Here is a 20,950-nt window from a genome sequence, read left to right on the forward strand (position 1 = left end):
GTCCATATCCGTTCGTATATTATCGACCGCGAATATTTGGAAGTTTCAATACAAACAGGACCATTATTGTTCTGTATTGAATCGCAAGGCATGATATTTATTGGGTAAATATCCTACCCAATTCCCTGATCCTCTTGTTTTTCTGCAACTATTTTTGTCTTTGCGCTCGAACTTCCTCCGGCCACCGACGTGGCGATGCGAATACTGATATGATCGCCGATCGGTTTCGCACCCATGACGACTGTCAGGTCGACCGCAATAGCCATGCCAAAGGCGCAATCGATGTGCCGGCCGGTCGATCCTTGTCCGATACGACGGGAGGGCCGGCGTCTCTGCAACAAAACCGACAAACGCCCCTTTCATTGTCGGTTCTCAGACAATATTGGCGTATGTCGTCATGGCGTCGCTTTTGACACGATTTCGTCTTTCGACACCGCCTTCTGTTCCATAAGGCGAGTCGCGTTATCGATTATTCCGTGCCGATGCGCTGCCGGATCAGGTCCAGGGCCTGGACTACGGCCCGTTGCCGAACGGCGGTCCGGTCGCCGCCGAAATGACGCGACAGGGTGCGTGTCTGTCCGCCCCGGCGGGCCGTCCCGAACCAGACCAGGCCGACCGGCTTGCTTGCCGAACCGCCGCCGGGGCCCGCGATGCCGGTGATGGACACCGCGATCGCGGCATGGGGGGCGCGGGACAACGCGCCTTCGGCCATCGCGGCCGCGACTTCGGCGCTGACCGCACCATGGCGCGCCAGCAGCGCCGGCGCCACGCTCAGCAGGGCGGTCTTCATATCGTTGGAATAGGTGATGAATCCGCCCTGGACCATGTCGGATGACCCCGCGTGATGGGTCAGGGCGGCGGCGACCAGTCCGCCGGTGCAGCTTTCGGCCGTGACGACCTGCAGCCCCGCCTGCCGCAGCCGGTCCAGCGTTTCGGCCGCCTGGGCCAGGACGGTGCCATCAAGCATGGACGTCATGGGGTCCTCGCTTTCCCGTTCAGGTCATGACGATCAGGCAGCGTATCGCGGCCAGGATGAAGGCCCCGATCAGGCCGGCCACGATATCGTCACCCATGATGCCCACGGCGTCGTGGCGGCGGTCGAACCAGCCGACCGGACCGGGCTTGGTGATGTCGAACAGGCGAAACAGCGCGAAGGCCAGAACCAGCCAGAGCACGCCGATCCGGTCGGGCGCCCAGGGATGGACCGGGGTGGGGGGCAGGGACAGGGGAAACATGGTGATCCACATGCCCGCGACCTCGTCGATCACGATCCAGCCATGGTCCACGCCCCCGCTGGCGCGGGCGGTGGCGACGTATCCGATCGCGCAGCACAGCACGATCGCCACGGCCAGGGCCAGCGGATGGGCCAGCAGCCCCAACCCGCACGCCAGCGCGGCCAAAGACCCGACCGTGCCGGGCGCGAAGGGCGAAAACCCGCACCCGCCGAAGCTGGCGATCAGCCGGGACGGGGTCATGGCGCGGCCTCCGCCTGGGCGGAGGCGGCCAGCGCCTGGTAGATGGCCATGTTTTCTTCCACGCGCTGGATATAGCTTCTGGTTTCCGCGAACGGAATGCTTTCGATCCAGTCCAGCATGGCGTCGGCCGTGGGCGTGCCTCGTGCCGGATCGCCCAGCAGGGCCAGCCATTCGTCCGCCCGGTGGGGCCCGGCATTGTAAGCCGCCAGCACATAGGGCACCGCGCCGCCGAATTTCTGCATCAGCCGCACCAGGTAGGCGCTGCCGATACGTATGTTCAGGTCCGGGTCCGTCAGGCGCGCGCCGGTCAGCGGACCGGTCGCCAGCCGGGCCTGCCGCGACACGTCCCGCGCCGCCGCCGGCATAAGCTGCATCAGGCCATAGGCGCCGGCCGGGCTGACGATGCCGGGATCGAACCCGCTTTCCTGCCGGATCACGGCCATCAGGAAACCGGGGGGCAGCCCCTCGCCAGGGACCGAGGACAAGGCTGGTGAGAACGGGACGGGCCAGCCCAAGGGCAGCAATGCCGTGCCCTCGCGCCCCGCGCGGCGGGCGATCGACACCGCGACATCCGGCAGGCCGAGCTGCAGCGCCAGCGTCGCGGCCAGGACGTGGCCGGCGGTCCCGCCTGTCCGCGTATCCTGCAACAGCAGGAAATCGCGCGCATGACCCAAATCATGCCGTGCGGCCAGCAGCCGGGCGGCCTGCACCAGGTCGCTGGCATCGAAACGCGCCTTGTCGTCCGGGGTCCAGACCGGCCCCGGAATGGCGCCCAGCCGCGACCGCACCAGGTCGCCCGATCGCTCGGGGAACAGCAGGGGGCTGGCCGTGTCCCCTGCCAGCCGGGATGCCGCCATCTGGCCATAGAAGGTGCCGGGCAGGGCGGCAGCCTGCCCCCAGGCGGTGCGGGCACCATCCCGGTCGCCCAGGTCCGACAGGGCACGGCCGGTCCAGTACAGGCCCCGGCTGCGCGTCAGCAGCGACGACGCGTCGCACAGCGGGCGGAACCGGGCCAGCGCGGCATGCGGGTCATGATCGTGCTGCAGCAGGATCCAGCCCGACAGGAACCGCGCCGCGTTACGGTCCGTGGGCGCCATGTCGTCGGAAGCCGTGGCCAGGGCCAGGGCTTCCTTGTCCCGGCCGGCCAGCATCATGTCGTGGGCCAGGGCGTCGCGTTCCGCCCAGAAGGCGGCCTTTATGGCGGCCGCGAAGGCGGGATCCGCCACGCGCTGCTCTGCCGCCGGCCCCGACTGGGCCCACAGCGCGGCGGCGAGGTCGGCCTGCCCGGACCGGCGCAGCCAGCGAATCCGGTCCAGCACCAGCACCGGATCGTCGGACAGGGCAGGGGGAACCAGCGCCAGCAGGGCGGGGGTATCCGACCAGCCCATCCGTAGCGACAGGCGCGCCCGGGCTAGGGCCTGACGGCCGATATCCACGCGCGCCACCTGTCGCTGGGCGGCATCCAGATGCCCCGTCAGTTCCTGCCGCATGAAGCGATGCCATTGGTCGGCCGGGGTCAGGACGGGGGCGAACGCGGCCAGAAACGCGGCTTCGTCCTCCATCTGGTCGACGCCCTCGGTCCAGGCATGGCGCGCGCGGGCCGGCAGGTCGGGGGCGGGAACCGGCTGGCGGGCACAGGCCGCCAGGGCGGGGGCATAGGTCAGGGTCAGGGTGGCGCAGGCCTGCGCCATCCCGGGCGCGCCCGGGGCCGCCACCGCCATCAGCCGTTGCAGGCGGCCCAGCATGACCGCGCGGCGCGGCCAGGTCGGGGTCTGGTCCAGGAAGGACAGGTACTCGTCGATATCGCCACCAAGGGGCGAGAGCAGGCGCAGATACGTATCCACCCGCGCCGCGACCGCATCCGATGTCCCATCCGGCACCGCAGGGGGGACGACCGCATCGGACGGCACCGACCGGGGCGGTTCCGGCAGGCCGGATGAATCGGCACGCGCCGACCCGCCCAGCAGCGCCAGGCAGGCGAGAACGGGAAGGGGAAAGAAGGGGAGAAGACGCCTCATGACCGGATATGCTTCGGTTACCAGGAACGATCGTGCGCCATTATGACACGGAGTGCCAGACCTCGCCGCCCCCCTTGACGATCAGTTCGACGGCGACGCCCAGCACGATCAGCAGTCCGACCCAGGCGATCCAGCGATAGCGTTCCAGCAGGCGGGCGATCATCGCGGCCGCGACCGCCATCATCAGCACCGAAATCGCGAGTCCGCTGACCAGGACCCAGATATGCCGGCCCGCCGCACCGGCCACGGCCAGGACGTTGTCCAGGCTCATCGACAGGTCGGCCACGACGATGCGCACGATGGCGGAACGGAGCGCCCCGGGACGCGCCGTCCCCTGCGATGCCGCCTCGGCATCGTGCGTGCCCTGCGGCCCGCGCAGTTCGCGAAACATCCGCCAGCAGACCCACAGCAGCAGGATTCCGCCCGCCAGGGTCAGGCCGATGATCGCCAGCAGCCGCACGGCGACCAGCGCCAGCCCGACGCGGATCAGCGCCGCCGCCGCCACGCCGACCAGGATGGCCCGCTGCCGTTGCGTGGCAGGCAGGCCGCGAACCGCCAGTCCGATGACGACGGCATTGTCGCCTGCCAGCGTCAGGTCGATCAGGACGACCTGGAGAAACGACGCAAGTGCGGAAAGGTCCAGGACATCGCTCCTGTGATATCAGGGGGCGCCCCCGGACGCCCGACGGGCGATGTTGACCACCGGCGCGACGCCGCCGCAAGGGGGCGCGTTTTCCAAGGGAGACGCGGCGGCGGAAATCGGCTAAAGGGGCGACCCCGTCCTTCATTCGCCGCCCCCTCCTTTTCATCGATAGAGAGAAAGCCGAGCACGATGGTTCCGCGTTATACCCGCCCCGCCATGGCCGCCATCTGGGCCCCCGAGAACCGGTACCGGATCTGGTTCGAGATCGAGGCCCTGGCGTGCGAGGCCATGGCGCAGTACGGCGCCGTGCCCGCCGAGGCCGCGAAAGTGGTGCGGGAGAAGGGCGACGCCGCCATGGCCGCGTTCTCGCAGGCCGACCTGGACCGCATCGACGAGATCGAGGCCGAGACCCGGCACGACGTCATCGCGTTCCTGACCTGGCTGGCCGAGAAGATCGGCCCCGAAAGCCGCTTCGTCCATCTGGGCATGACGTCGTCCGACGTGCTGGACACCTGCCTGTCGGTGCAGCTGGTGCAGGCCACCGACATGCTGCTGGCGGACCTGGATGCCGTGCTGGACGCGCTGAAGCGCCGGGCGTTCGAGCATAAATACACGCTGACCATCGGGCGCAGCCACGCGATCCATGCCGAACCGACCTCGTTCGGGCTGAAGCTGGCCGGCCATTACGCCGAATTCGCCCGCAATCGCGAGCGGCTGGTCCGCGCCCGCGCGGAAATCGCCACCTGCGCCATTTCCGGCGCGGTCGGCACCTATGCCCATGTCGACCCCCGGGTCGAGGAATTCGTGGCCGCGCGGCTGGGGCTGGAGCCCGAGGGCGTGTCCACCCAGGTGATCCCGCGCGACCGCCATGCCGCCTATTTCTGCGCGCTGGCGGTGATCGCCAGCGGCATCGAGCGCCTGGCGGTCGAGGTCCGGCACCTGCAGCGTTCGGAAGTGCGCGAGGCCGAGGAGTTCTTCCATCCGGGCCAGAAGGGTTCGTCGGCGATGCCGCACAAGCGGAACCCGGTCCTGTCGGAAAACCTGACCGGCCTGGCCCGCCTGGTGCGCGCGCATGTCATCCCGGCGCTGGAGAACGTGGCGCTGTGGCACGAGCGCGACATCAGCCATTCGTCGGTCGAGCGCAACATCTGCCCCGACGGCACGATCGGCCTGGATTTCGCCCTGGCCCGGCTGGCCGGCATGATGGACAAGCTGGTGATCTATCCCGACCGGATGATCGCGAACCTGGAAAGCCTGGGCGGCGTTGTCCATTCCGGCGAGGTCCTGCTGGCCCTGGCCCGTGCCGGCATCCTGCGCGAGGATGCGTACCGCATCGTCCAGCGCAACGCGATGGCGACCTGGACCATGCTGGGCAAGCCCGGCGGCCGCTCGTTCCGCGAGAACCTGGAAGCCGACCCCGAGGTCGCGGGCCGGGTCCCGGCCTCGGTGCTGGACGCCGCCATGAACAGCGATTCCCACCTGGGCGCGCTGGACCACAGCTATACCCGCGTGTTCGGCGAAGCCGGGCCCGGCCGGGCGGGCTGATACACGGCACCCGCGCGCCGGGGCCGTGACGCAAGGATGGAAGAAAGATCGTGTGTACCATCGTCCTGTCCCTGGCCCCCGGTTCCGAATGGCCCCTGCTGCTGGCGGCCAATCGTGACGAACGCCTGGACCGCCCCTGGGACGCCCCGGGCCGGCACTGGCCCGATCGCCCATCGGTCATCGGCGGGCGGGACCGGCTGGCCGGCGGGTCCTGGCTGGCGCTGAACGATGCCGGGGTCGTCGCGGGGGTGATGAACCGGGTCGGCAGCCTGGGGCCGGCCGCCGGCAAGCGTTCGCGCGGGGAACTGCCGCTGATGGCCCTGGAGCACGCCACCGCGACCGATGCCATGCGCGCGCTGGCCACGCTGGATGCCGGGGCGTGGCGGTCGTTCAACATGGTGGTGGCGGACCGCCGCTGTGCCTATTTCATTTCCGGCCTGGGCTATGCGACGCCCGAGATCCTGCGGCTGGAACCCGGCTGCCACATGGCGGCGACGACGGGGCCTGACGATCTGTCGATTCCCCGGATCGGCCGCCACCTGCCGCGCTTCCGCGAGGCCGCGCGCCCCGTCCCGCCGGACTGGACGCCCTGGACCCGTATCCTGTCCGACCGGTCGCTGCCCGCGGGGAGCGAGCTGAATATTCCGCCGCGCGCGGGATTCGGTACCTGCAGTTCCTCGGTCATCGGCCTGCCGGCGGCGCCGGATGCCGCGCCGTCATGGCATTTCGCCGCCGGGGCGCCCGATCGCGTGGGCTACGCGCCTGTGGATTTAAGGAGTGGCCCGGCCGCCTGACGGCGGTCCCGTCCCGCATTCCGCCCCTTCAAGGGAATGGTATCTTCCGCGACCAATCGTTGCTATGAGGCTGTCGCATTACAGGGACCTTATGGGGCCCCTCATCGGGAGGCATGCCCGCGCAGGCCTCCACCAGCCGTATGAAGGACGAGTATGGCCCGCCGCCGTCAGCTCTACGAAGGAAAAGCCAAGATCCTCTTCGAGGGTCCGGAACCCGGGACGCTGGTCCAGTATTTCAAGGACGACGCGACCGCCGGCAACGGCGCGAAGAAGGGGATCATCACCGGCAAGGGTGTGCTGAACAACCGCATCAGCGAACATCTGATGCTGCGCCTGCACGACATCGGAATCCCGACCCACTTCATCCGCCGCCTGAACATGCGCGAGCAGTTGATCCGCGAAGTGGAGATCATTCCGCTGGAGGTCGTGGTGCGCAACGTCGCCGCCGGCAGCCTGGCCAAGCGGCTGGGCATTCCCGAGGGCACGCGCCTGCCGCGCACGATCATCGAATATTACTACAAGAACGACAGCCTGAACGACCCGATGGTCAGCGAGGAGCACATCACCGCCTTCGGCTGGGCCTGCACGCACGACCTGGACGACATGGTGGCGCTGACCATGCGCACGAACGACTTCCTGTCGGGCCTGTTCGTCGGCATCGGCATCACGCTGGTCGATTTCAAGCTGGAATTCGGCCGGCTGTGGGAAGGCGAGGACATGCGCATCGTCCTGGCCGACGAGATTTCGCCCGACAATTGCCGCCTGTGGGACGCCAAGACCAGCGAGAAGCTGGACAAGGACCGGTTCCGCCGCGACATGGGCCGCGTCGAGGAAGCGTATCAGGAAGTGGCATGGCGGCTGGGCATCCTGCCCGAGGCCACGAATTCCGACATGAAGGGACCGGAGGTAATGCAATGAAGGTACGCGTGACGGTCATGCTGAAGGACGGCGTGCTGGACCCGCAGGGCAAGGCCGTGGCCCATGCGCTGCATGTCCTGGGCTTCGGTGGCGTGGGCGAGGTCCGCATCGGCCGCGTGATCGAACTGGAACTGGACGAGACCGATCCCGCCGCCGCGCGCGAGAAGGCCGATGCCATGGCGCGCGGCCTGCTGGCCAACCTGGTGATCGAGGATTTCGTGACCGAGGTCGTGGCATGACGGCCCGGCGTTCCGTTTTCCTGCTGGCCGCCGCCCTGGCCGCTGGTAGTGCCGTCGCCAGCCTGCCGTCCAGCGCGATGGCGCAGCGCGTCTCGACCCTGAAGGGCGGGCGGTTCCTGGAGTTCTGCAGCCGGGCGCCCAGCGTCGCGATCTGCGACGCGTACCTGTCGGGTCTGGCGGATGCGGTGGCCCTGACGCAGGTCTATGACAAGAACCAGGGCGACAAGACCACGCCCACGGGTTTCTGCATCGCCCCGGGGGCGACCAGTGCCGAGATGCGCGGCCATGTGGTGACCTGGCTGCATGGGCATAGCGACCAGTTGTCCAAGCCGGTCGGCGAACTGGTCTTCACGGCGCTGCACGAATCCTATCCCTGCGGTGGCGGCAAATGAAGGCCGGCATCGTCGTCTTCCCGGGGACGAACCGGGAGAGGGACATGGCGATCGCGCTGCGCGGCGTGACCGGCCGCGCACCGGCCATGATCTGGCATCGTGATACCGACCTGCCGGACCTGGACCTGGTGGTGCTGGCCGGCGGGTTCAGCTACGGCGATTACCTGCGCTGCGGTGCCATGGCGGCCCACGCCCCGATCATGGCGGCCGTCCGCCGCTTCGCCGAGGCCGGGGGGCATATCCTGGGGGTCTGCAACGGCTTCCAGATCCTGACGGAGACCGGATTGCTGCCCGGCGCGCTGCTGCGCAACGCGGCGCTGCGCTTCCTGTCGCAGGATTGCCATCTGCGCGTCGAACGCAACGACACGCCCTTTACCCGCCGCTGGCAGGTGGGTGACGTGTTCCGTACCCCGATGGCGCATGGCGACGGCAACTACATCGCCGACGACGCGACGATCCACGCGCTGGAAGACGAGGGCCGCGTGGCCTTCCGCTATGCCCGGCCCGACGGGCGGGTGGATGCGGGCGACCGGCAGACGAACCCGAACGGCAGCGTGAACGCGATTGCCGGCGTATTCAGCGCCAACCTGCGGATCTGCGGCATGATGCCGCACCCCGAGGACCTGGTGGACCCGCTGATGGGCGGCGAGGACGGAAAACCCCTGTTCGAGGGGCTGGTGGAGGCTCTGGTCCGATGAGCAGCGAAAAGGGACAGCGACCTGTCGATCAGGACCTGGCGAAGGAATTCGGGCTGACCGCGGAAGAATACGGCAACGTCCTGTCGATCATGGGCCGCACGCCCTCGCTGACCGAACTGGGCATCTTTTCGGTCATGTGGTCGGAGCATTGTTCGTACAAATCGTCGCGCGTATGGCTGAAGACGCTGCCGACCACGGCGCCGTGGGTGATCCACGGACCGGGCGAGAATGCCGGCGTCGTCGATATCGGCCAGGGCCTGGCAGCCATCTTCAAGATGGAAAGCCATAACCATCCGTCGTTCATCGAACCCTACCAGGGGGCGGCGACCGGCGTGGGCGGCATCCTGCGCGACGTGTTCACCATGGGCGCGCGGCCGGTGGCGAACCTGAACGCCCTGCGCTTCGGCAGTCCCGAAAACCCGCAGACCCGTCGCATCGTCGACGGCGTGGTGCGCGGCGTGGGCGGATACGGCAATTGCGTCGGGGTGCCGACCGTGGGCGGGGAAATCAATTTCCACCCGTCCTATGACGGCAATCCGCTGGTCAACGCCATGACGGTGGGCATCGCCCGCCAGGACCGGATCTTCCTTTCCGCCGCGGCGGGGGTGGGCAATCCGGTGATCTATGTCGGGTCCAAGACCGGGCGCGACGGCATCCATGGCGCCACCATGTCCTCGTCCGAATTCGACGAGGACGCGCTGGCCAAGCGCCCCACCGTGCAGGTCGGCGACCCGTTCGTGGAAAAGTTGCTGATCGAGGCCTGCCTGGAACTGATGGCCACCGACGCCATCGTGGCGATCCAGGACATGGGCGCCGCCGGCCTGACCTCGTCTTCGGTCGAGATGGCGGGCAAGGGCGGGGTCGGCATCGACCTGGACCTGGATGCCGTGCCGCAGCGCGAACGCGGCATGACGGCGTACGAGATGATGCTCTCGGAAAGCCAGGAGCGCATGCTGATCGTCATCCGTCCCGACCGGACGGACGTCGCGCGCGCGATCTTCGAGAAGTGGGAACTGGATTTCGCGGTCATCGGCCACCTGACCGAGACCGGCCATATCGTCGTGCGCCACCAGGGCCGCGTCGAGGCCGATATTCCGCTGGACCCGCTGGCGGACCAGGCGCCGATCTATCGCCGCCCGACCGCCCCCGCGCCCGTCCCGGCGCCGCTGGGCCCGCTGACCGACCCTGTCGGGATCGAGCAGGCGCTGATCCGGCTGATCGGCTGCCCGGACCTGGCCTCGCGCGCGTGGGTGTGGAACCAGTACGACAGCACGGTGGGCGGCCAGACCGTCAAGCGCCCCGGCGGGGCCGACGCCGCGATCGTCAAGATCGAGGACACGTCGCTGGGCCTGGCGCTGACCACCGACTGTACTCCGCGCTATTGCCGCGCCGACGCCCGCCTGGGCGGGGCGCAGGCGGTGGCCGAGGCCTGGCGCAACATCGTCGCGACCGGCGCGCGCCCCCTGGCGGTGACCGACAACCTCAATTTCGGATCACCCGAGAAGCCCGAGGTCATGGGCCAGTTCGTCGCGGCGATCGAGGGGATGGGCGAGGCCTGCCGCGCGCTGGACTTCCCGGTCGTCAGCGGCAACGTCTCGCTCTACAACGAAACCCGCGCGCCGGACGGGTCCTCGGTCTCGATCCTGCCCACGCCCGCCATCGGCGGCCTGGGGGTGCTCGAGGACGTGGCGAAGGCCGTCGGGCTGGCGATGCCGGCGGACTGCACCCTGGTCCTGGTCGGCGCCACGCGGGGCGAGATGGGCCAGTCGCTGTGGCTGCGCGAGATCCATGGCCGCGAGGACGGGCCGCCGCCGGCGCTGGACCTGGCCGCGGAACGGCGGAATGGCGATTTCGTCCGCGGGCAGATCCAGGACGGCCATGTCGTGGCCTGTCATGACGTCGCGGATGGCGGCCTGCTGGTCACGCTGGCCGAGATGGTCATGGCCGGCGATGTCGGCTGCGTCCTGTCGGCGCCGCAATCGGGCATCCGCCCCGAGGCCTTCTGGTTCGGCGAGGATCAGTCACGATATGTTGTGGCGGTTCGCGATGCCGACGCCTTTACCCTTGCCGCCACGGGGGCAGGGGTCGAAACGCGGGTGCTGGGCCGGTCGGGCGGCGACGGTTTGACTTTGCCCAGTGGCGCCACAATATCGACAGCGCGGTTGAATGCAGTCAATTCGGCGTTCTTTCCTGCCTTGATGGACCGCTAGAACTAACGCGCACAGGAGTACTGCCGATGGCGATGACGGCACAGGAAATAGAGACCTATATCCGGACGGCCCTGCCGGATGCCTCGATCAGCATAGAGGACCTGGCGGGGGACGGTGATCATTACGCCTGCACCGTCGTCAGCGAAGCCTTTCGCGGCCTGTCCCGCGTGCGGCAGCATCAGGTTGTCTATGCGGCCCTGCAGGGTCATATGGGTGGCAAGCTGCATGCCCTGGCATTGCAGACCAACGTTCCCGAACGGTAATCGGACCGGACTACGACGCAACGCGGTCGCCGGCGGCCGCCTTTCTGACAGGATCGAACCATGGCTGACACCATCACGCAGCGTATTCAGAACGACATCGATACCAACCCCGTCATGCTGTACATGAAGGGTACCGCCCAGTTCCCGCAGTGCGGGTTCTCGGCCAAGGTGGTGAAGATCCTGAACCACCTGGGCGTGCCGTTCCAGGCGGCCAATGTCCTGGAGGACCCGGAACTGCGCCAGGGGGTCAAGGATTTCACCAACTGGCCGACCGTGCCGCAGCTCTACGTCAAGGGCGAGTTCATCGGCGGCTGCGACATCGTCAGCGAAATGTTCCAGACCGGCGAACTGGAAAAGCTGTTCGTGGAAAAGGGCATCGTGACGGCTTCGGCCTGACGCGCATCGGCCTTCCCGATAAAAGGCGGCCCGGATCGTTGATCCGGGCCGTTTTTTTATGCTCGTGCTCATCGCGGCCCTTGTCGCGGGCCCGGCCTTTCGCTTAGCCTTGGAAGATCGGGGTTGGTGATGAGGACAATGATGTTTCGGGTCGCAATCAGGAAAGCCGCTCTCAGCCTGCTCGGAACCGGGATGGCGCTGCTGGCCGTCGGCACGACGTCCGCGCACGCGCAGCATATGGTCACGGATATCGAGGCCGGGCGCCTGACCCTGGATGCGCTGACCGCCCCGCCGCCGCCGGTCCGGCATATCGTCTATCGCCGCGCCGTCCGCACCGCGCCGGTCCATGCCTATCGCACCGCCCTGGCGTCCGGCACGCATGGCCTGGGCACGCATGGCCTGGTCCGCAACGTGGTCTATCATCCCGCCCATGCCGCGTCGTCCGGCCGTCATGTCGCGCACAAGGGCCGTCACCGGACCTGACGCAGGGCAGGGCGGGCCTGCCCGCCGTCATTCCAACCTGAAGGCATCCGCGATGTGGTGCACGGCATCGCCTGCCGTGACCAGAAGCACGTCAAAACGCATTTCGTCATAGATCCAGCCGGGATGGGCGGCGCACAGCCAGGCCGCCGCATTCATCAGCCGCCGCATCTGGGCACGCCCCAGGCTTTCCGCCGCCGTGGTGTAATGGGGGCGGCACTTGACCTCGCAAAACACGATCATGGCGCCCCGTTGCGCGACCAGGTCGATTTCCCCCCAACGGGTACGGGCCCGATGCATCAGGATCGTCCAGCCGTGCTCCTGCAACCACGCACCCGCGACCTGTTCGGCCTGCAGGCCGCGCTGATAGGACGCCGCGCCGCGCACCCGGCGGCGCGTGGGTTCTGCCATCATCCCGTCATCCTCGCGGCTTGACCGCATCGTCATCCTTTCGCACCGTTTTCCCCGTCATATCAGGGATCGACATGATGTCATGCTGCTGACGTACTGGCATACCGTTCTTCTGCTCGTGTTGCTGTCGCGCGTGGTCGTCGCGCTCAGCGTGGCAGTGCATGTCCTGCTGAACAAGCGCGATGTCGGGGCCGCGATCGGCTGGATCGGCATCTCGATTCTGATGCCGTTCACGGGCGGGGTGCTGTACGCCATGTTCGGCATCAATCGCGTGCATCGCCGCGCGCGCAAGCTGATCGGGCGGTCGTCCTGGCACAGCCGGACCCTGTCCTCACGCTGGAAACGCGCCGAGCAGGGCCATTTCGCGCCGCTGTCCAACATGGTCGGCAAGCTGACCGGCCGCCCGTTGATGAGCGGCAACGGCATTCGCATGCTCCATGACGGGGACCAGGCCTATCCCCAGATGCTCGACGCCATCGGGGGCGCCACCAGCAGCGTACTGCTGTCGTCCTACATCTTTCGTGGTGACGATGCCGGGGACCGGTTCATCGCCGCCCTGATCGGCGCCCATCAGCGGGGCATCGCGGTGCGCGTCCTGGTCGACGGGGTCGGCAGCGGCTATTTCCGCTGCCCCGTGACGCATGCGCTGCACCGGGCCGGGGTTCCCGTGGGGCGGTTCATGCATTCCCTGCTGCCCTGGCGCATGCCGTTCATCAACATGCGCAACCACAAGAAGATCCTGGTGGTGGATGGGCAACTTGGCTTCATGGGCGGCCTGAATATCGGTGCGGAAAACGTGGTCGCCAGCCATCCCGCCCATCCGGTATCGGACACGCATTTCCGGGTCGAAGGCCCGATCGTGCATCAATTGACCGAAGCCTTCGCCCAGGACTGGTCCTTTACCACGGGCGAGGACCTGCCGGTCGACCCGTTCTTCCCCGAGGTCAGCCAGCATGGAGACATCCTGGCCCGGATCGTCACCGCCGGCCCCGATTCCGACCTGGAGAAGATCGAATTCACCATGCTGCAGGCCATCACCATGGCACGGCATTCGGTCCGGCTGATGACGCCCTATTTCCTGCCGGGCGAGCGGTTCCTGACGGAACTGGCGCTGGCCGCCCTGCGCGGGATCGAGGTGGATATCGTCATTCCCGGGCGCAGCAACCACACGCTGATCGACTGGGCGCGGTCGGCCAACCTGCCGCGCTTCCTCGATTCAGGTTGCCGGGTGTGGCGGGCCAGTCCGCCCTTCAACCACTCCAAGCTGATGGTGGTGGACCAGCACTGGGCCTTCGTCGGCAGTTCCAATCTGGACGTGCGCAGCCTGCGGCTGAATTTCGAGATCAACCTGGAAGCGTACGACGACGCGATGGCCGGGCTGATCGACGCGTTCATCATCCGGCATCGGCATGAACGCCTGACGCATCACGACCTGGACCGGCGCATACTGCCGATACGCCTGCGCGATGCGGGGGCGCGGCTGTTCCTGCCCTATTTGTAGCCCGATCGTTCCAGCCTGACCGTGATGGGACAATGGTCGGACGTGTAATTGTCCAGGACGCGGGCCTCGGTGCAGCTCAGGCCGCGCACCAGGCAGCGGTCGATCCGGATCGGGACCATGTCGACCATCCGGTGGGTGGGCGCACGCGGCCCGACATCGCGGAAATGGGGCATCAATGTCGGCCCCACCAGGTTGAAATCCCCCAGCACGGCGGCGTGGGCCGGCAGGATTTCGCCCAGCCGCCGCAACTGCCGCCGGTTCATGATCTGGCCGTGCGAGAGATGGACGTTGGCGACGGTGAAGGCGAAGGACGCGCATTCGATCATCTGCGCCACCCGCCGCACCAGCGGACCCGACGGCAGGGTGCAGGTCAGCGGCTGGCGGCGAAAGGGGCTGGGGCTCCAGCACGCCACGCCGTGGATACGGCCGGGCAGAGGGGAGCGCGCGTAATGACCGCCGATCAGGTGGGGCAGAGCGTCGAAATCCGACGTCGCTTCCTGCATCAGCAGCAGGTCGGGGCGTTCCTGTTCGATCAGATGGATGACGTCGCGCGGCGAGGCGCCGACCAGCCGCAGCAGGTTCCAGCTGACGATCTTGCGTTCCGAACCGCCGGCATTCGCCGGCAGGTGCGCCGGTCGCGGCCGCTGCCCGGGCCGCAGGTGCGGCGCCGAGGGGGGATAGGGGCGGACGATGCTCATGGTTCTATGAAATTCTCCTGTATCGGGGTGGCATTCCCCGTATGGCCCGATCCGTTGGCCGCGAATTCCGCCGTCAGCGTATAGCCCACGCCCAGCAGCACCGGCCCCAGGAAGATCCCCAGCCCCCCGAAGGTCCATACCCCGCCCAAAACCCCCAGAACCGTCAGCAGGTAGGGCAGTTGCGCGCCCCGGGAAATGAACATCGGCCGGATGATGTGATCGGCGCCCGATATGATCAGGACCCCGTACACGACCAGGAAGATCCCCCAGCCGGGATGGTGCGTCAGGATCAGCGCCAGCGCCCCCGGAATCCATATCAGGGGCGCGCCGATCGGCAGGACGGCCACGCAGGCGGTGATCAGGCCGAACAATACCGGTTCGGGCAGGCCGGTCAGCGCGAACCCCAGGCCGGTCAGCACGCCCTGCACGATCGCGGTGCCCAGGATGCCGTACACCGTGCCCCGGATGGTGCGGCCGATGATGCTGAGGATCCGGTCGGCATAGGACCCGGCGATACGCCGGATCACCGCCGAGAACGTGCCGCCCAGCGAATCCCCCCCCAGCCAGAAGAAGAAGGCGATGAACAGCGCCATGCCCAGATGCACCAGTCCGCTGGCCACCTGCATCAGCCCGGCCAGCATCGACTGCGCGATGCTGCCGGTATAGGGCAGCAGCATCCGTTCCGCATGGCCCAGGTCGGTGGCCCATTGCGTCCAGATCTTTGCCAGGTCGGGACCGAAATGGGGAATCCGCGCCAGCCAGGGCGGCGGGGCGGGCAGGTGGATCAGCCGCGCCAGCGTTTCGGCCAGGCCTTCGAACGTGCCGGGCAGGTCGGCGATGCTGGTGCTGACCACGACCGCCAGGGGCAGGGCCACGACCAGCGCGGACAGGACGGTCATGCCGATGGCGGCGGTCACCGGGCCGGTGCGCCGGCGCAGGCGGATGAAGAGCGGCCATGTGGCGAAGGTCAGGATCGCCGCCCACAGCAGCGCGGACATGAAGGGATAGAGGATGGCACCACAGCCGAAGGCCACCCCGCCCAGCAAAAGCCCCATCATGATGCGTTCGGCCATACGCTCCCGCCATAGCTCGCGGCGCCGGAGAGCATCCGGCATCGTGCGATGATGTGGCAGAGCGCCCTGACGGTAAAGGCCTACCCGGGAGCGGGCGCCATCACATGATAGGCCCGGTTGATCCGTGCGGGGCCGCTCCGGTAATGACAGGGGCTGTACCGGCCGCCGGGGACGTCCCCGGACCACGGAACCGTGAAGGGATTCCTGCCATGCATCCGCTGATTTCGCCGGCCCAGCTACAGGAGCGCCTGGCCGCGCCCGACCTGGTGGTCCTGGACGCCACGATGGCATTGCCGGGCGAAACGTTCGATCCCGCCCGGTGCTTCGCGCAGGCTCATATTCCCGGCGCCCGCCGGTTCGATATCGAGCTGTTCTCGGACCCGGATTCCCCGCTGCCGCACATGATCCCGACCCAGGCGCGGTTCGAGCATCTGGCGCGGGGCCTGGGCCTGTCGGACGGGGCGCACGTCGTCTTCTACGACCAGGGCAATGCGGCCTCGGCCGCGCGGGGGTGGTGGCTTGCCGGCCTGTTCGGGCTGGACCGGGTCCAGGTGCTGGATGGCGGACTGCCCGCCTGGCAGCGCGCCGGCGGCCCGGTCGAGCAAGGTGAGGAAGGACCTGCGGCGGCAGGGGGATTCCGTGCCGCACCGCGCTTTGCCCGGGTCAGCGGCCTGGGCGACATGCGGGCCCACGTGGGGCGGGGCGACCGGCTGATCCTGGACGCCCGAGCGCAGGCCCGCTTTGCCGGAACGGCGGCCGAACCGCGTCCGGGCCTGGCGTCGGGCCATATGCCCGGGGCACGCAACCTGCCGTTCGGCACGCTGCTCGATGCCAATCGCGCGTTCCTGCCGCCCGCGGCGCTGCGCGATCGCTTCGCCCATGTGGGCGTGACCGATGGGCGGCCGGTCGTCACCACCTGCGGCTCCGGCGTATCGGCCGCGGTGCTGTCCCTGGGGCTGGCCATCTGCGGGCGAACCGGCGACTCGCTTTATGACGGATCGTGGGCCGAATGGGGGTCCACCCCGGGCGCGCCGGTGGAAACGGGCGAGGGCACATCCCCATGACCGACCGTCAGGCCCTGCATCATGCCGTCTCCCGCGGCTGGCGCCATATGGGCACCACGCTGGTCCATCTGGCGCGCGACCTGCCGCCGGCGGCGGAGGGCACGCTGGTCAACCCGGCCTCCACGCGCGGATCGACGGTGCTGTTCCCCACCGTCGCGGACATGAACCGCAACGGCACGCGGCGCTATGATCACGAACTGATCTATGGTGCCATGGGCACGCCCATCCAGCACCAGCTGGAATCCGCGATCGCGGCGCTGGAGGGTGCGCGCCATACGCAGGTGGTCTCGTCCGGCCTGGCCGCGTGCTCCACGCCGCTGCTGGCCTTCCTGGGCAAGAATGGCCATTGCCTGATCCCGGATTCGGTCTATGGCCCGACCCGCCGCTTCGCCAATACCGTCCTGCGCCGCTTCGGGGTCGAGACGACCTATTACCCCCCCATGATCGACGCGGACGGGCTGCGCGCCGCCATGCGGCCGAACACGCAGGTCGTCTTCGCCGAAAGCCCGGGCAGCCATACGTTCGAGGTCCAGGACATCCGCATGATCGCGGACATCGCGCACGAGCACGGCGCGCGGATGATGCTGGACAATACCTGGGGCATCGGCGTGTTCCAGCCGTTCGACCATGGGGTCGATATCTCGATCCAGGCGCTGACCAAATATCCGGCCGGCCATTCGGACAGCATCATCGGCGCGGTATCCGTCGCCGACGAACAGGACTGGCAGGCCCTGCGCGATACCAGCATCCAACTGGGGCAGGTGGCGGGCCCCGACGATTGCTGGCTGACCCTGCGCGGGCTGCGGACCATGGGGGCGCGGCTGGAGCGGCAATCCCGCGCCGCGATCGACATCGCCCTGTGGCTGTCCGACCGGCCCGAGGTGGCGCGCGTGCTGCATCCCGCCCTGCCGTCCTGTCCGGGACACGAGATATGGCGGCGCGATTATACCGGGGCGTCGGCGCTGTTCGGCGTGGTCTTCCAGCCGGAATACGACGCGGCCGCGATGACGGCGATGATCGATTCCCTGGCCCTGTTCGGAATCGGTGCCTCCTGGGGCGGATATGAAAGCCTGGTCCTGCCGACCACGGGCGGCATTACCCGGTCCTGCCCGCCCGGCGAGGAATGCGGCCCGCAGACCGGCCCGGCCTGCCGCCTGCATATCGGACTGGAAAACCCCGAGGACCTGATCGCGGACCTGTCGGCCGGGCTGGAGGTGCTGGCCGGCGGGGCCGTGTACGGGGCATAGGGCGAAACCGGTATCGAGGCCGCTTTTGCGCGACTGGCTGTGATGACGTTGAAGCCCAAGGACACGTTCTCTCAATATAAAACTAAAATAAAGTATCCGATAAGCATAGAATAACATGAAAGCCGTTTAATATATATTATGCCAATTCGTATAAATAATGGGTATATACTCCAAGAGTAGGTCGATCAATAAATAATATATTTTTGACAATTACCGTCGGCCAGGCTTGCGTGGCCGGTCGTCCCAGATCGCCGACCATGTTGGCGACCTGGAGGGGCAGGGGTGGTGAGGCGCAGGGCTGTCAAATCCCGGGATAAAGCCGCGTCCCCACGACACGCGCGATGCCAGCGAAGGCCGTGCGGAATTGCTGCTGCGTTGGCGATCCGCCTCGCGTGTAGACGCACAGGATGATCGGGACATCGCGTTCGGGCCAGACCACTGCGATGTCTCCGGCGGCATCGCGGCCGTTATTGCCCGTTTTGTCACCGATGACCCAATGGGGCGGAAGGCCGGCGCGCAACCGGTCGTCACCGGTTCGGCACCCGACCAGCCATCGCGTGAAGATGGCCCGCGATGCGTCGGACAGAACCCGCCCGAGAACAAGAGACCGCATTATCGTGGCCATGGACGCGGGCGTAGTCGTGTTTCGTACGCCGCCGGGCGGGGTGCGATTCAGATAGGGTTCTGGGTCGTCAAGGCGCGTTTCCCGGTCCCCGATCCCGCGCCAGAATGCCGTCAGCGCCGATGGACCGCCGATACGGGCGAGGAGAATATTGGCGCAGGTATTGTCGCTTTGCTCGACCGCCGCCTGGCACATGTCGCCGACCGACATCGCGCCCCTGGCCAGGTTCGCCTTTGCCACGGGGGCATACCAATCCTGTATATCGCTGGCGCTGTAGGGAATGATGTCCTCCAGCCTGTCGCGACCGCGATCGACGCGCGACAGCACGCAGGCGGCAAGGGACGCCTTGACCGTGCTGCACATGACGAAGCGTTCCCGTGCCCTCCAGGTCAGCTTCGCGCCTGTCTTCACATTTTCCGCATACAGACCGATGTGCCCCCCGGTGCCGTTTTCATAGTCCGAGATCACAGAAGGCGGGGCAGGCCGGGCAAGGGACGGCGAGGCGAGAAAGGTCGAACCGCCCCATAGAAAATGGCGTCTTTTCATAAGACGCTAACGCCGGTCTGGCCGGCGCAGGCGATAGCTGACGGCCTCGGCGACGTGGGGCTGGCCGGTCTCCTCATCTCCCGCCAGGTCGGCGATCGTCCGTGCGACGCGTAGCAGGCGCGTGAATCCGCGCGCCGACAGGCGCAGCCGGTCGGCGGCGCGCACCGCATAATCGCGCGCCGCCGTGCTGGTGGGGAACAGGTCAGGCGGGGCTTCGGCGTTGGTCAGCCCGTCCTGGCGCGCGGTCTGCCGCGTGCGGGCGACGGCGACGCGGGCGGCGACGGCGGCACTGTTTTCGCCGGTCGGCAGGCCGGCCAATTCGGCCGGCGAGACCGGTTCGACATGCACGGCCATGTCCATCCGGTCCAGCATGGGGCCGGAAATGCGCGACAGATATTCCTCGCCGCAGCGGGGCGCCTTGCGGCATTCCTGCGACGCATCCCCCAGATAGCCGCACCGGCAGGGATTCATTGCCGCGACGAGCTGGAAGCGGGCAGGGTAGGTGACATGCGCCGAGGCCCGCGCCACCGTGATGGTACCCGTTTCGATCGGCTGGCGCAGGGCCTCCAGCGCGGCGCGGGAAAATTCCGGCAGTTCGTCCAGGAACAGCACCCCGCGATGGGCCAGGCTGACCTCGCCGGGCCGGATGCGGTTGCCGTTGCCGCCGCCCACCAGCGCGATCTGGCTGGTCGAATGATGCGGGTCGCGAAAGGGCGGACGAAAGACCGGCAGGCCCATCGGCAGGTGCCCGGAAATACTGTGGATGCGGCTGATCTCCAGGATCTCGGTGCTGGTCAGGTCGGGCAGGAGCGAGGGGAGGCGGGCCGCCAGCATCGACTTGCCGGCGCCGGGTGGCCCGGTCATCAGCAGGGAATGCGCCCCCGCCGCCGCGATTTCCAGCGCGCGCCGGGCGGTTTCCATGCCGCGCACGTCCGCGAGGTCCGGCCCCGTTCCGATGGATTCGACCGGCAGGCGCTCGGGAAGTTCGACCGGCGGCAGGACCTGTTCCCCGGTCATGTGGTTCACCAGCGCCAGCAGGGAGTCGGGGGCGAGGATGTCCAGGCCGTCACCGGCCCAGCGGGCCTCGTGCCCCTGTTGCGCGCCGCAGATCAGGCCGCGCGACTGGTCCACCGCGCACAGCGCCGCCGGCAGGACGCCGGGCACGGGATTGATCCGTCCGTCCAGGGACAGTTCGCCGATGGCCGCGAAGCGGCCGCTTTCCTCGGACGGGACCACGCCCATCGCCGTCAGCAGAGCCAGCGCGATCGGCAGGTCGAAATGCGACCCTTCCTTGACGATGTTGGCGGGGGCCAGATTGACGACGATCCGCTTGGCCGGCAGCGTCAGCCCCATGGCGGACAGCGCGGCGCGGACCCGTTCCCGCGCCTCGGCCACCGCCTTGTCGGCCAGGCCCACGATCAGGAAGGACGGCAGCCCCGACGCCAGTTGCACCTCGACCCGGACAGGGATCGCGTCGATACCGGAAAAGGCGAACCCCAGCACGCAGGAGATGGTCATGCAGTCCCAATCGTCGGAAAAACCCCGTATGCACCTGTTGTAGCCGAGAAACCGCAACGCGAAACCCCGGCGGCGCGATGATCGTCCTCCTCCATCCCGCACACTGCCACGCGCAGTCTTGTTGGCATAATATATATTATACGATACTCCTGTGTGGGCGGGCCCGGGAGGCCCACCCACGAGTGTCACACTTCCGTCC

The 20,950-nt window shown here is 67.8% G+C and carries 23 protein-coding genes; 13 read left to right on the forward strand and 10 right to left on the reverse strand.

From position 1 onward, the window contains the following. Positions 1-113: 113 nt before the first annotated feature. From GDI_RS19770 to GDI_RS09300, 5 genes are all read right to left on the reverse strand, one after another. Positions 114-266, reverse strand: coding sequence for a hypothetical protein (locus tag GDI_RS19770; RefSeq protein WP_012225596.1), 153 nt, complete (start codon positions 264-266; stop codon positions 114-116). Positions 267-469: 203 nt separating this feature from the next. Then, on the reverse strand, positions 470-967 hold the full coding sequence (locus GDI_RS09285; protein WP_012225598.1) for a CinA family protein: 498 nt from the start codon (positions 965-967) through the stop codon (positions 470-472). A gap of 28 nt (positions 968-995) precedes the next feature. Then, positions 996-1,475 carry a phosphatidylglycerophosphatase A family protein gene (locus GDI_RS09290; protein ID WP_012225600.1) on the reverse strand — a complete coding sequence of 160 codons (480 nt, stop codon included), beginning with the start codon at positions 1,473-1,475 and terminating at the stop codon, positions 996-998. Next, entirely contained in the window at positions 1,472-3,493 is a 2,022-nt protein-coding gene (locus tag GDI_RS09295; protein WP_012225602.1) for a lytic transglycosylase domain-containing protein, read from the reverse strand. Before GDI_RS09295 ends, GDI_RS09290 begins: the two co-directional genes overlap by 4 nt. 40 nt (positions 3,494-3,533) lie before the next feature. After that, the gene (locus GDI_RS09300) at positions 3,534-4,136 is read right to left on the reverse strand and encodes a YjbE family putative metal transport protein (RefSeq protein WP_041249373.1); all 603 of its coding nucleotides are present in this window, start codon (positions 4,134-4,136) and stop codon (positions 3,534-3,536) included. Between the two features lie 189 nt (positions 4,137-4,325). Between GDI_RS09300 and purB the strand changes: the two genes are divergently transcribed. The 10 genes from purB (at position 4,326) to GDI_RS09350 (ending at position 12,074) form a co-directional block, all read left to right on the forward strand. Next, on the forward strand, positions 4,326-5,681 hold the full coding sequence (gene purB / locus GDI_RS09305; protein WP_012225606.1) for an adenylosuccinate lyase: 1,356 nt from the start codon (positions 4,326-4,328) through the stop codon (positions 5,679-5,681). Positions 5,682-5,731: 50 nt separating this feature from the next. Continuing rightward, entirely contained in the window at positions 5,732-6,475 is a 744-nt protein-coding gene (locus GDI_RS09310; RefSeq protein ID WP_012225608.1) for an NRDE family protein, read from the forward strand. Positions 6,476-6,628: 153 nt separating this feature from the next. Then, positions 6,629-7,393, forward strand: coding sequence for a phosphoribosylaminoimidazolesuccinocarboxamide synthase (purC, locus tag GDI_RS09315; protein WP_012225610.1), 765 nt, complete (start codon positions 6,629-6,631; stop codon positions 7,391-7,393). Continuing rightward, positions 7,390-7,632 (forward strand): phosphoribosylformylglycinamidine synthase subunit PurS, encoded by a 243-nt coding sequence (gene purS / locus GDI_RS09320; protein ID WP_012225612.1) that lies wholly within the window; start codon positions 7,390-7,392, stop codon positions 7,630-7,632. Before purC ends, purS begins: the two co-directional genes overlap by 4 nt. Then, positions 7,629-8,024, forward strand: a complete 396-nt coding sequence (locus GDI_RS09325; RefSeq protein ID WP_012225614.1) for a Rap1a/Tai family immunity protein — start codon at positions 7,629-7,631, stop codon at positions 8,022-8,024. The genes purS and GDI_RS09325 overlap by 4 nt, the downstream gene beginning before the upstream one ends. After that, entirely contained in the window at positions 8,021-8,722 is a 702-nt protein-coding gene (gene purQ, locus GDI_RS09330; RefSeq protein WP_012225616.1) for a phosphoribosylformylglycinamidine synthase subunit PurQ, read from the forward strand. The genes GDI_RS09325 and purQ overlap by 4 nt, the downstream gene beginning before the upstream one ends. Beyond that, positions 8,719-10,932: a phosphoribosylformylglycinamidine synthase subunit PurL gene (purL, locus tag GDI_RS09335; RefSeq protein ID WP_012225618.1), complete on the forward strand. Its 2,214-nt coding sequence runs from the start codon at positions 8,719-8,721 to the stop codon at positions 10,930-10,932. Before purQ ends, purL begins: the two co-directional genes overlap by 4 nt. 26 nt (positions 10,933-10,958) lie before the next feature. Next, complete coding sequence (locus GDI_RS09340) at positions 10,959-11,195, forward strand: BolA family protein (RefSeq protein ID WP_012225620.1); 237 nt, start codon at positions 10,959-10,961, stop codon at positions 11,193-11,195. Between the two features lie 60 nt (positions 11,196-11,255). Then, complete coding sequence (gene grxD / locus GDI_RS09345; protein ID WP_012225622.1) at positions 11,256-11,591, forward strand: Grx4 family monothiol glutaredoxin; 336 nt, start codon at positions 11,256-11,258, stop codon at positions 11,589-11,591. A gap of 141 nt (positions 11,592-11,732) precedes the next feature. Then, a complete protein-coding gene (locus tag GDI_RS09350; protein ID WP_012552999.1) occupies positions 11,733-12,074 on the forward strand; it encodes a hypothetical protein in 342 nt (113 codons plus the stop codon). Positions 12,075-12,101: 27 nt separating this feature from the next. Here GDI_RS09350 and GDI_RS09355 read toward each other — a convergent pair whose 3' ends face one another. Then, a complete protein-coding gene (locus GDI_RS09355; protein ID WP_041249764.1) occupies positions 12,102-12,485 on the reverse strand; it encodes a YraN family protein in 384 nt (127 codons plus the stop codon). A 79-nt stretch (positions 12,486-12,564) separates the two neighbouring features. Between GDI_RS09355 and cls the strand changes: the two genes are divergently transcribed. Further along, complete coding sequence (cls, locus tag GDI_RS09360; RefSeq protein WP_012225627.1) at positions 12,565-13,983, forward strand: cardiolipin synthase; 1,419 nt, start codon at positions 12,565-12,567, stop codon at positions 13,981-13,983. Here the strand turns inward: cls and GDI_RS09365 are convergent. Both GDI_RS09365 and GDI_RS09370 read right to left on the reverse strand, forming a co-directional pair. Continuing rightward, complete coding sequence (locus GDI_RS09365; protein WP_012225629.1) at positions 13,974-14,681, reverse strand: endonuclease/exonuclease/phosphatase family protein; 708 nt, start codon at positions 14,679-14,681, stop codon at positions 13,974-13,976. The genes cls and GDI_RS09365 overlap by 10 nt on opposite strands. Beyond that, positions 14,678-15,754, reverse strand: coding sequence for an AI-2E family transporter (locus GDI_RS09370; RefSeq protein ID WP_012225631.1), 1,077 nt, complete (start codon positions 15,752-15,754; stop codon positions 14,678-14,680). The genes GDI_RS09365 and GDI_RS09370 overlap by 4 nt, the downstream gene beginning before the upstream one ends. A gap of 209 nt (positions 15,755-15,963) precedes the next feature. On the opposite strand from GDI_RS09370, the gene GDI_RS09375 reads away from it, so the two are divergent. Both GDI_RS09375 and metC read left to right on the forward strand, forming a co-directional pair. After that, positions 15,964-16,818 carry a sulfurtransferase gene (locus tag GDI_RS09375; protein ID WP_012553002.1) on the forward strand — a complete coding sequence of 285 codons (855 nt, stop codon included), beginning with the start codon at positions 15,964-15,966 and terminating at the stop codon, positions 16,816-16,818. After that, positions 16,815-18,065, forward strand: coding sequence for a cystathionine beta-lyase (gene metC, locus GDI_RS09380; RefSeq protein ID WP_012225635.1), 1,251 nt, complete (start codon positions 16,815-16,817; stop codon positions 18,063-18,065). Before GDI_RS09375 ends, metC begins: the two co-directional genes overlap by 4 nt. Before the next feature lie 301 nt (positions 18,066-18,366). On the opposite strand, the gene bla is transcribed toward metC, so the two are convergent. Further along, the gene (gene bla, locus GDI_RS09385; protein ID WP_012225639.1) at positions 18,367-19,233 is read right to left on the reverse strand and encodes a class A beta-lactamase; all 867 of its coding nucleotides are present in this window, start codon (positions 19,231-19,233) and stop codon (positions 18,367-18,369) included. Between the two features lie 6 nt (positions 19,234-19,239). Beyond that, entirely contained in the window at positions 19,240-20,751 is a 1,512-nt protein-coding gene (locus GDI_RS09390) for a YifB family Mg chelatase-like AAA ATPase (protein WP_012553003.1), read from the reverse strand. Between the last annotated feature and the right edge of the window lie 199 nt (positions 20,752-20,950).

The organism is Gluconacetobacter diazotrophicus PA1 5 (genome assembly GCF_000067045.1).
Taxonomy (GTDB): Bacteria; Pseudomonadota; Alphaproteobacteria; order Acetobacterales; family Acetobacteraceae; genus Gluconacetobacter; species Gluconacetobacter diazotrophicus.

Bases quoted from the DNA above. Each gene is read 5' to 3' on its own strand.
- GDI_RS19770 (WP_012225596.1), bottom strand. From the start codon at position 266: ATGGCTATTGCGGTCGACCTGACAGTCGTCATGGGTGCGAAACCGATC.
- GDI_RS09285 (WP_012225598.1), bottom strand. From the start codon at position 967: ATGCTTGATGGCACCGTCCTGGCCCAGGCGGCCGAAACGCTGGACCGG.
- GDI_RS09290 (WP_012225600.1), bottom strand. From the start codon at position 1,475: ATGACCCCGTCCCGGCTGATCGCCAGCTTCGGCGGGTGCGGGTTTTCG.
- GDI_RS09295 (WP_012225602.1), bottom strand. From the start codon at position 3,493: ATGAGGCGTCTTCTCCCCTTCTTTCCCCTTCCCGTTCTCGCCTGCCTG.
- purB (WP_012225606.1), top strand. From the start codon at position 4,326: ATGGTTCCGCGTTATACCCGCCCCGCCATGGCCGCCATCTGGGCCCCC.
- purC (WP_012225610.1), top strand. From the start codon at position 6,629: ATGGCCCGCCGCCGTCAGCTCTACGAAGGAAAAGCCAAGATCCTCTTC.
- purS (WP_012225612.1), top strand. From the start codon at position 7,390: ATGAAGGTACGCGTGACGGTCATGCTGAAGGACGGCGTGCTGGACCCG.
- GDI_RS09325 (WP_012225614.1), top strand. From the start codon at position 7,629: ATGACGGCCCGGCGTTCCGTTTTCCTGCTGGCCGCCGCCCTGGCCGCT.
- purQ (WP_012225616.1), top strand. From the start codon at position 8,021: ATGAAGGCCGGCATCGTCGTCTTCCCGGGGACGAACCGGGAGAGGGAC.
- purL (WP_012225618.1), top strand. From the start codon at position 8,719: ATGAGCAGCGAAAAGGGACAGCGACCTGTCGATCAGGACCTGGCGAAG.
- GDI_RS09340 (WP_012225620.1), top strand. From the start codon at position 10,959: ATGGCGATGACGGCACAGGAAATAGAGACCTATATCCGGACGGCCCTG.
- grxD (WP_012225622.1), top strand. From the start codon at position 11,256: ATGGCTGACACCATCACGCAGCGTATTCAGAACGACATCGATACCAAC.
- GDI_RS09350 (WP_012552999.1), top strand. From the start codon at position 11,733: ATGTTTCGGGTCGCAATCAGGAAAGCCGCTCTCAGCCTGCTCGGAACC.
- GDI_RS09355 (WP_041249764.1), bottom strand. From the start codon at position 12,485: ATGATGGCAGAACCCACGCGCCGCCGGGTGCGCGGCGCGGCGTCCTAT.
- cls (WP_012225627.1), top strand. From the start codon at position 12,565: ATGCTGCTGACGTACTGGCATACCGTTCTTCTGCTCGTGTTGCTGTCG.
- GDI_RS09365 (WP_012225629.1), bottom strand. From the start codon at position 14,681: ATGAGCATCGTCCGCCCCTATCCCCCCTCGGCGCCGCACCTGCGGCCC.
- GDI_RS09370 (WP_012225631.1), bottom strand. From the start codon at position 15,754: ATGGCCGAACGCATCATGATGGGGCTTTTGCTGGGCGGGGTGGCCTTC.
- GDI_RS09375 (WP_012553002.1), top strand. From the start codon at position 15,964: ATGCATCCGCTGATTTCGCCGGCCCAGCTACAGGAGCGCCTGGCCGCG.
- metC (WP_012225635.1), top strand. From the start codon at position 16,815: ATGACCGACCGTCAGGCCCTGCATCATGCCGTCTCCCGCGGCTGGCGC.
- bla (WP_012225639.1), bottom strand. From the start codon at position 19,233: ATGAAAAGACGCCATTTTCTATGGGGCGGTTCGACCTTTCTCGCCTCG.
- GDI_RS09390 (WP_012553003.1), bottom strand. From the start codon at position 20,751: ATGACCATCTCCTGCGTGCTGGGGTTCGCCTTTTCCGGTATCGACGCG.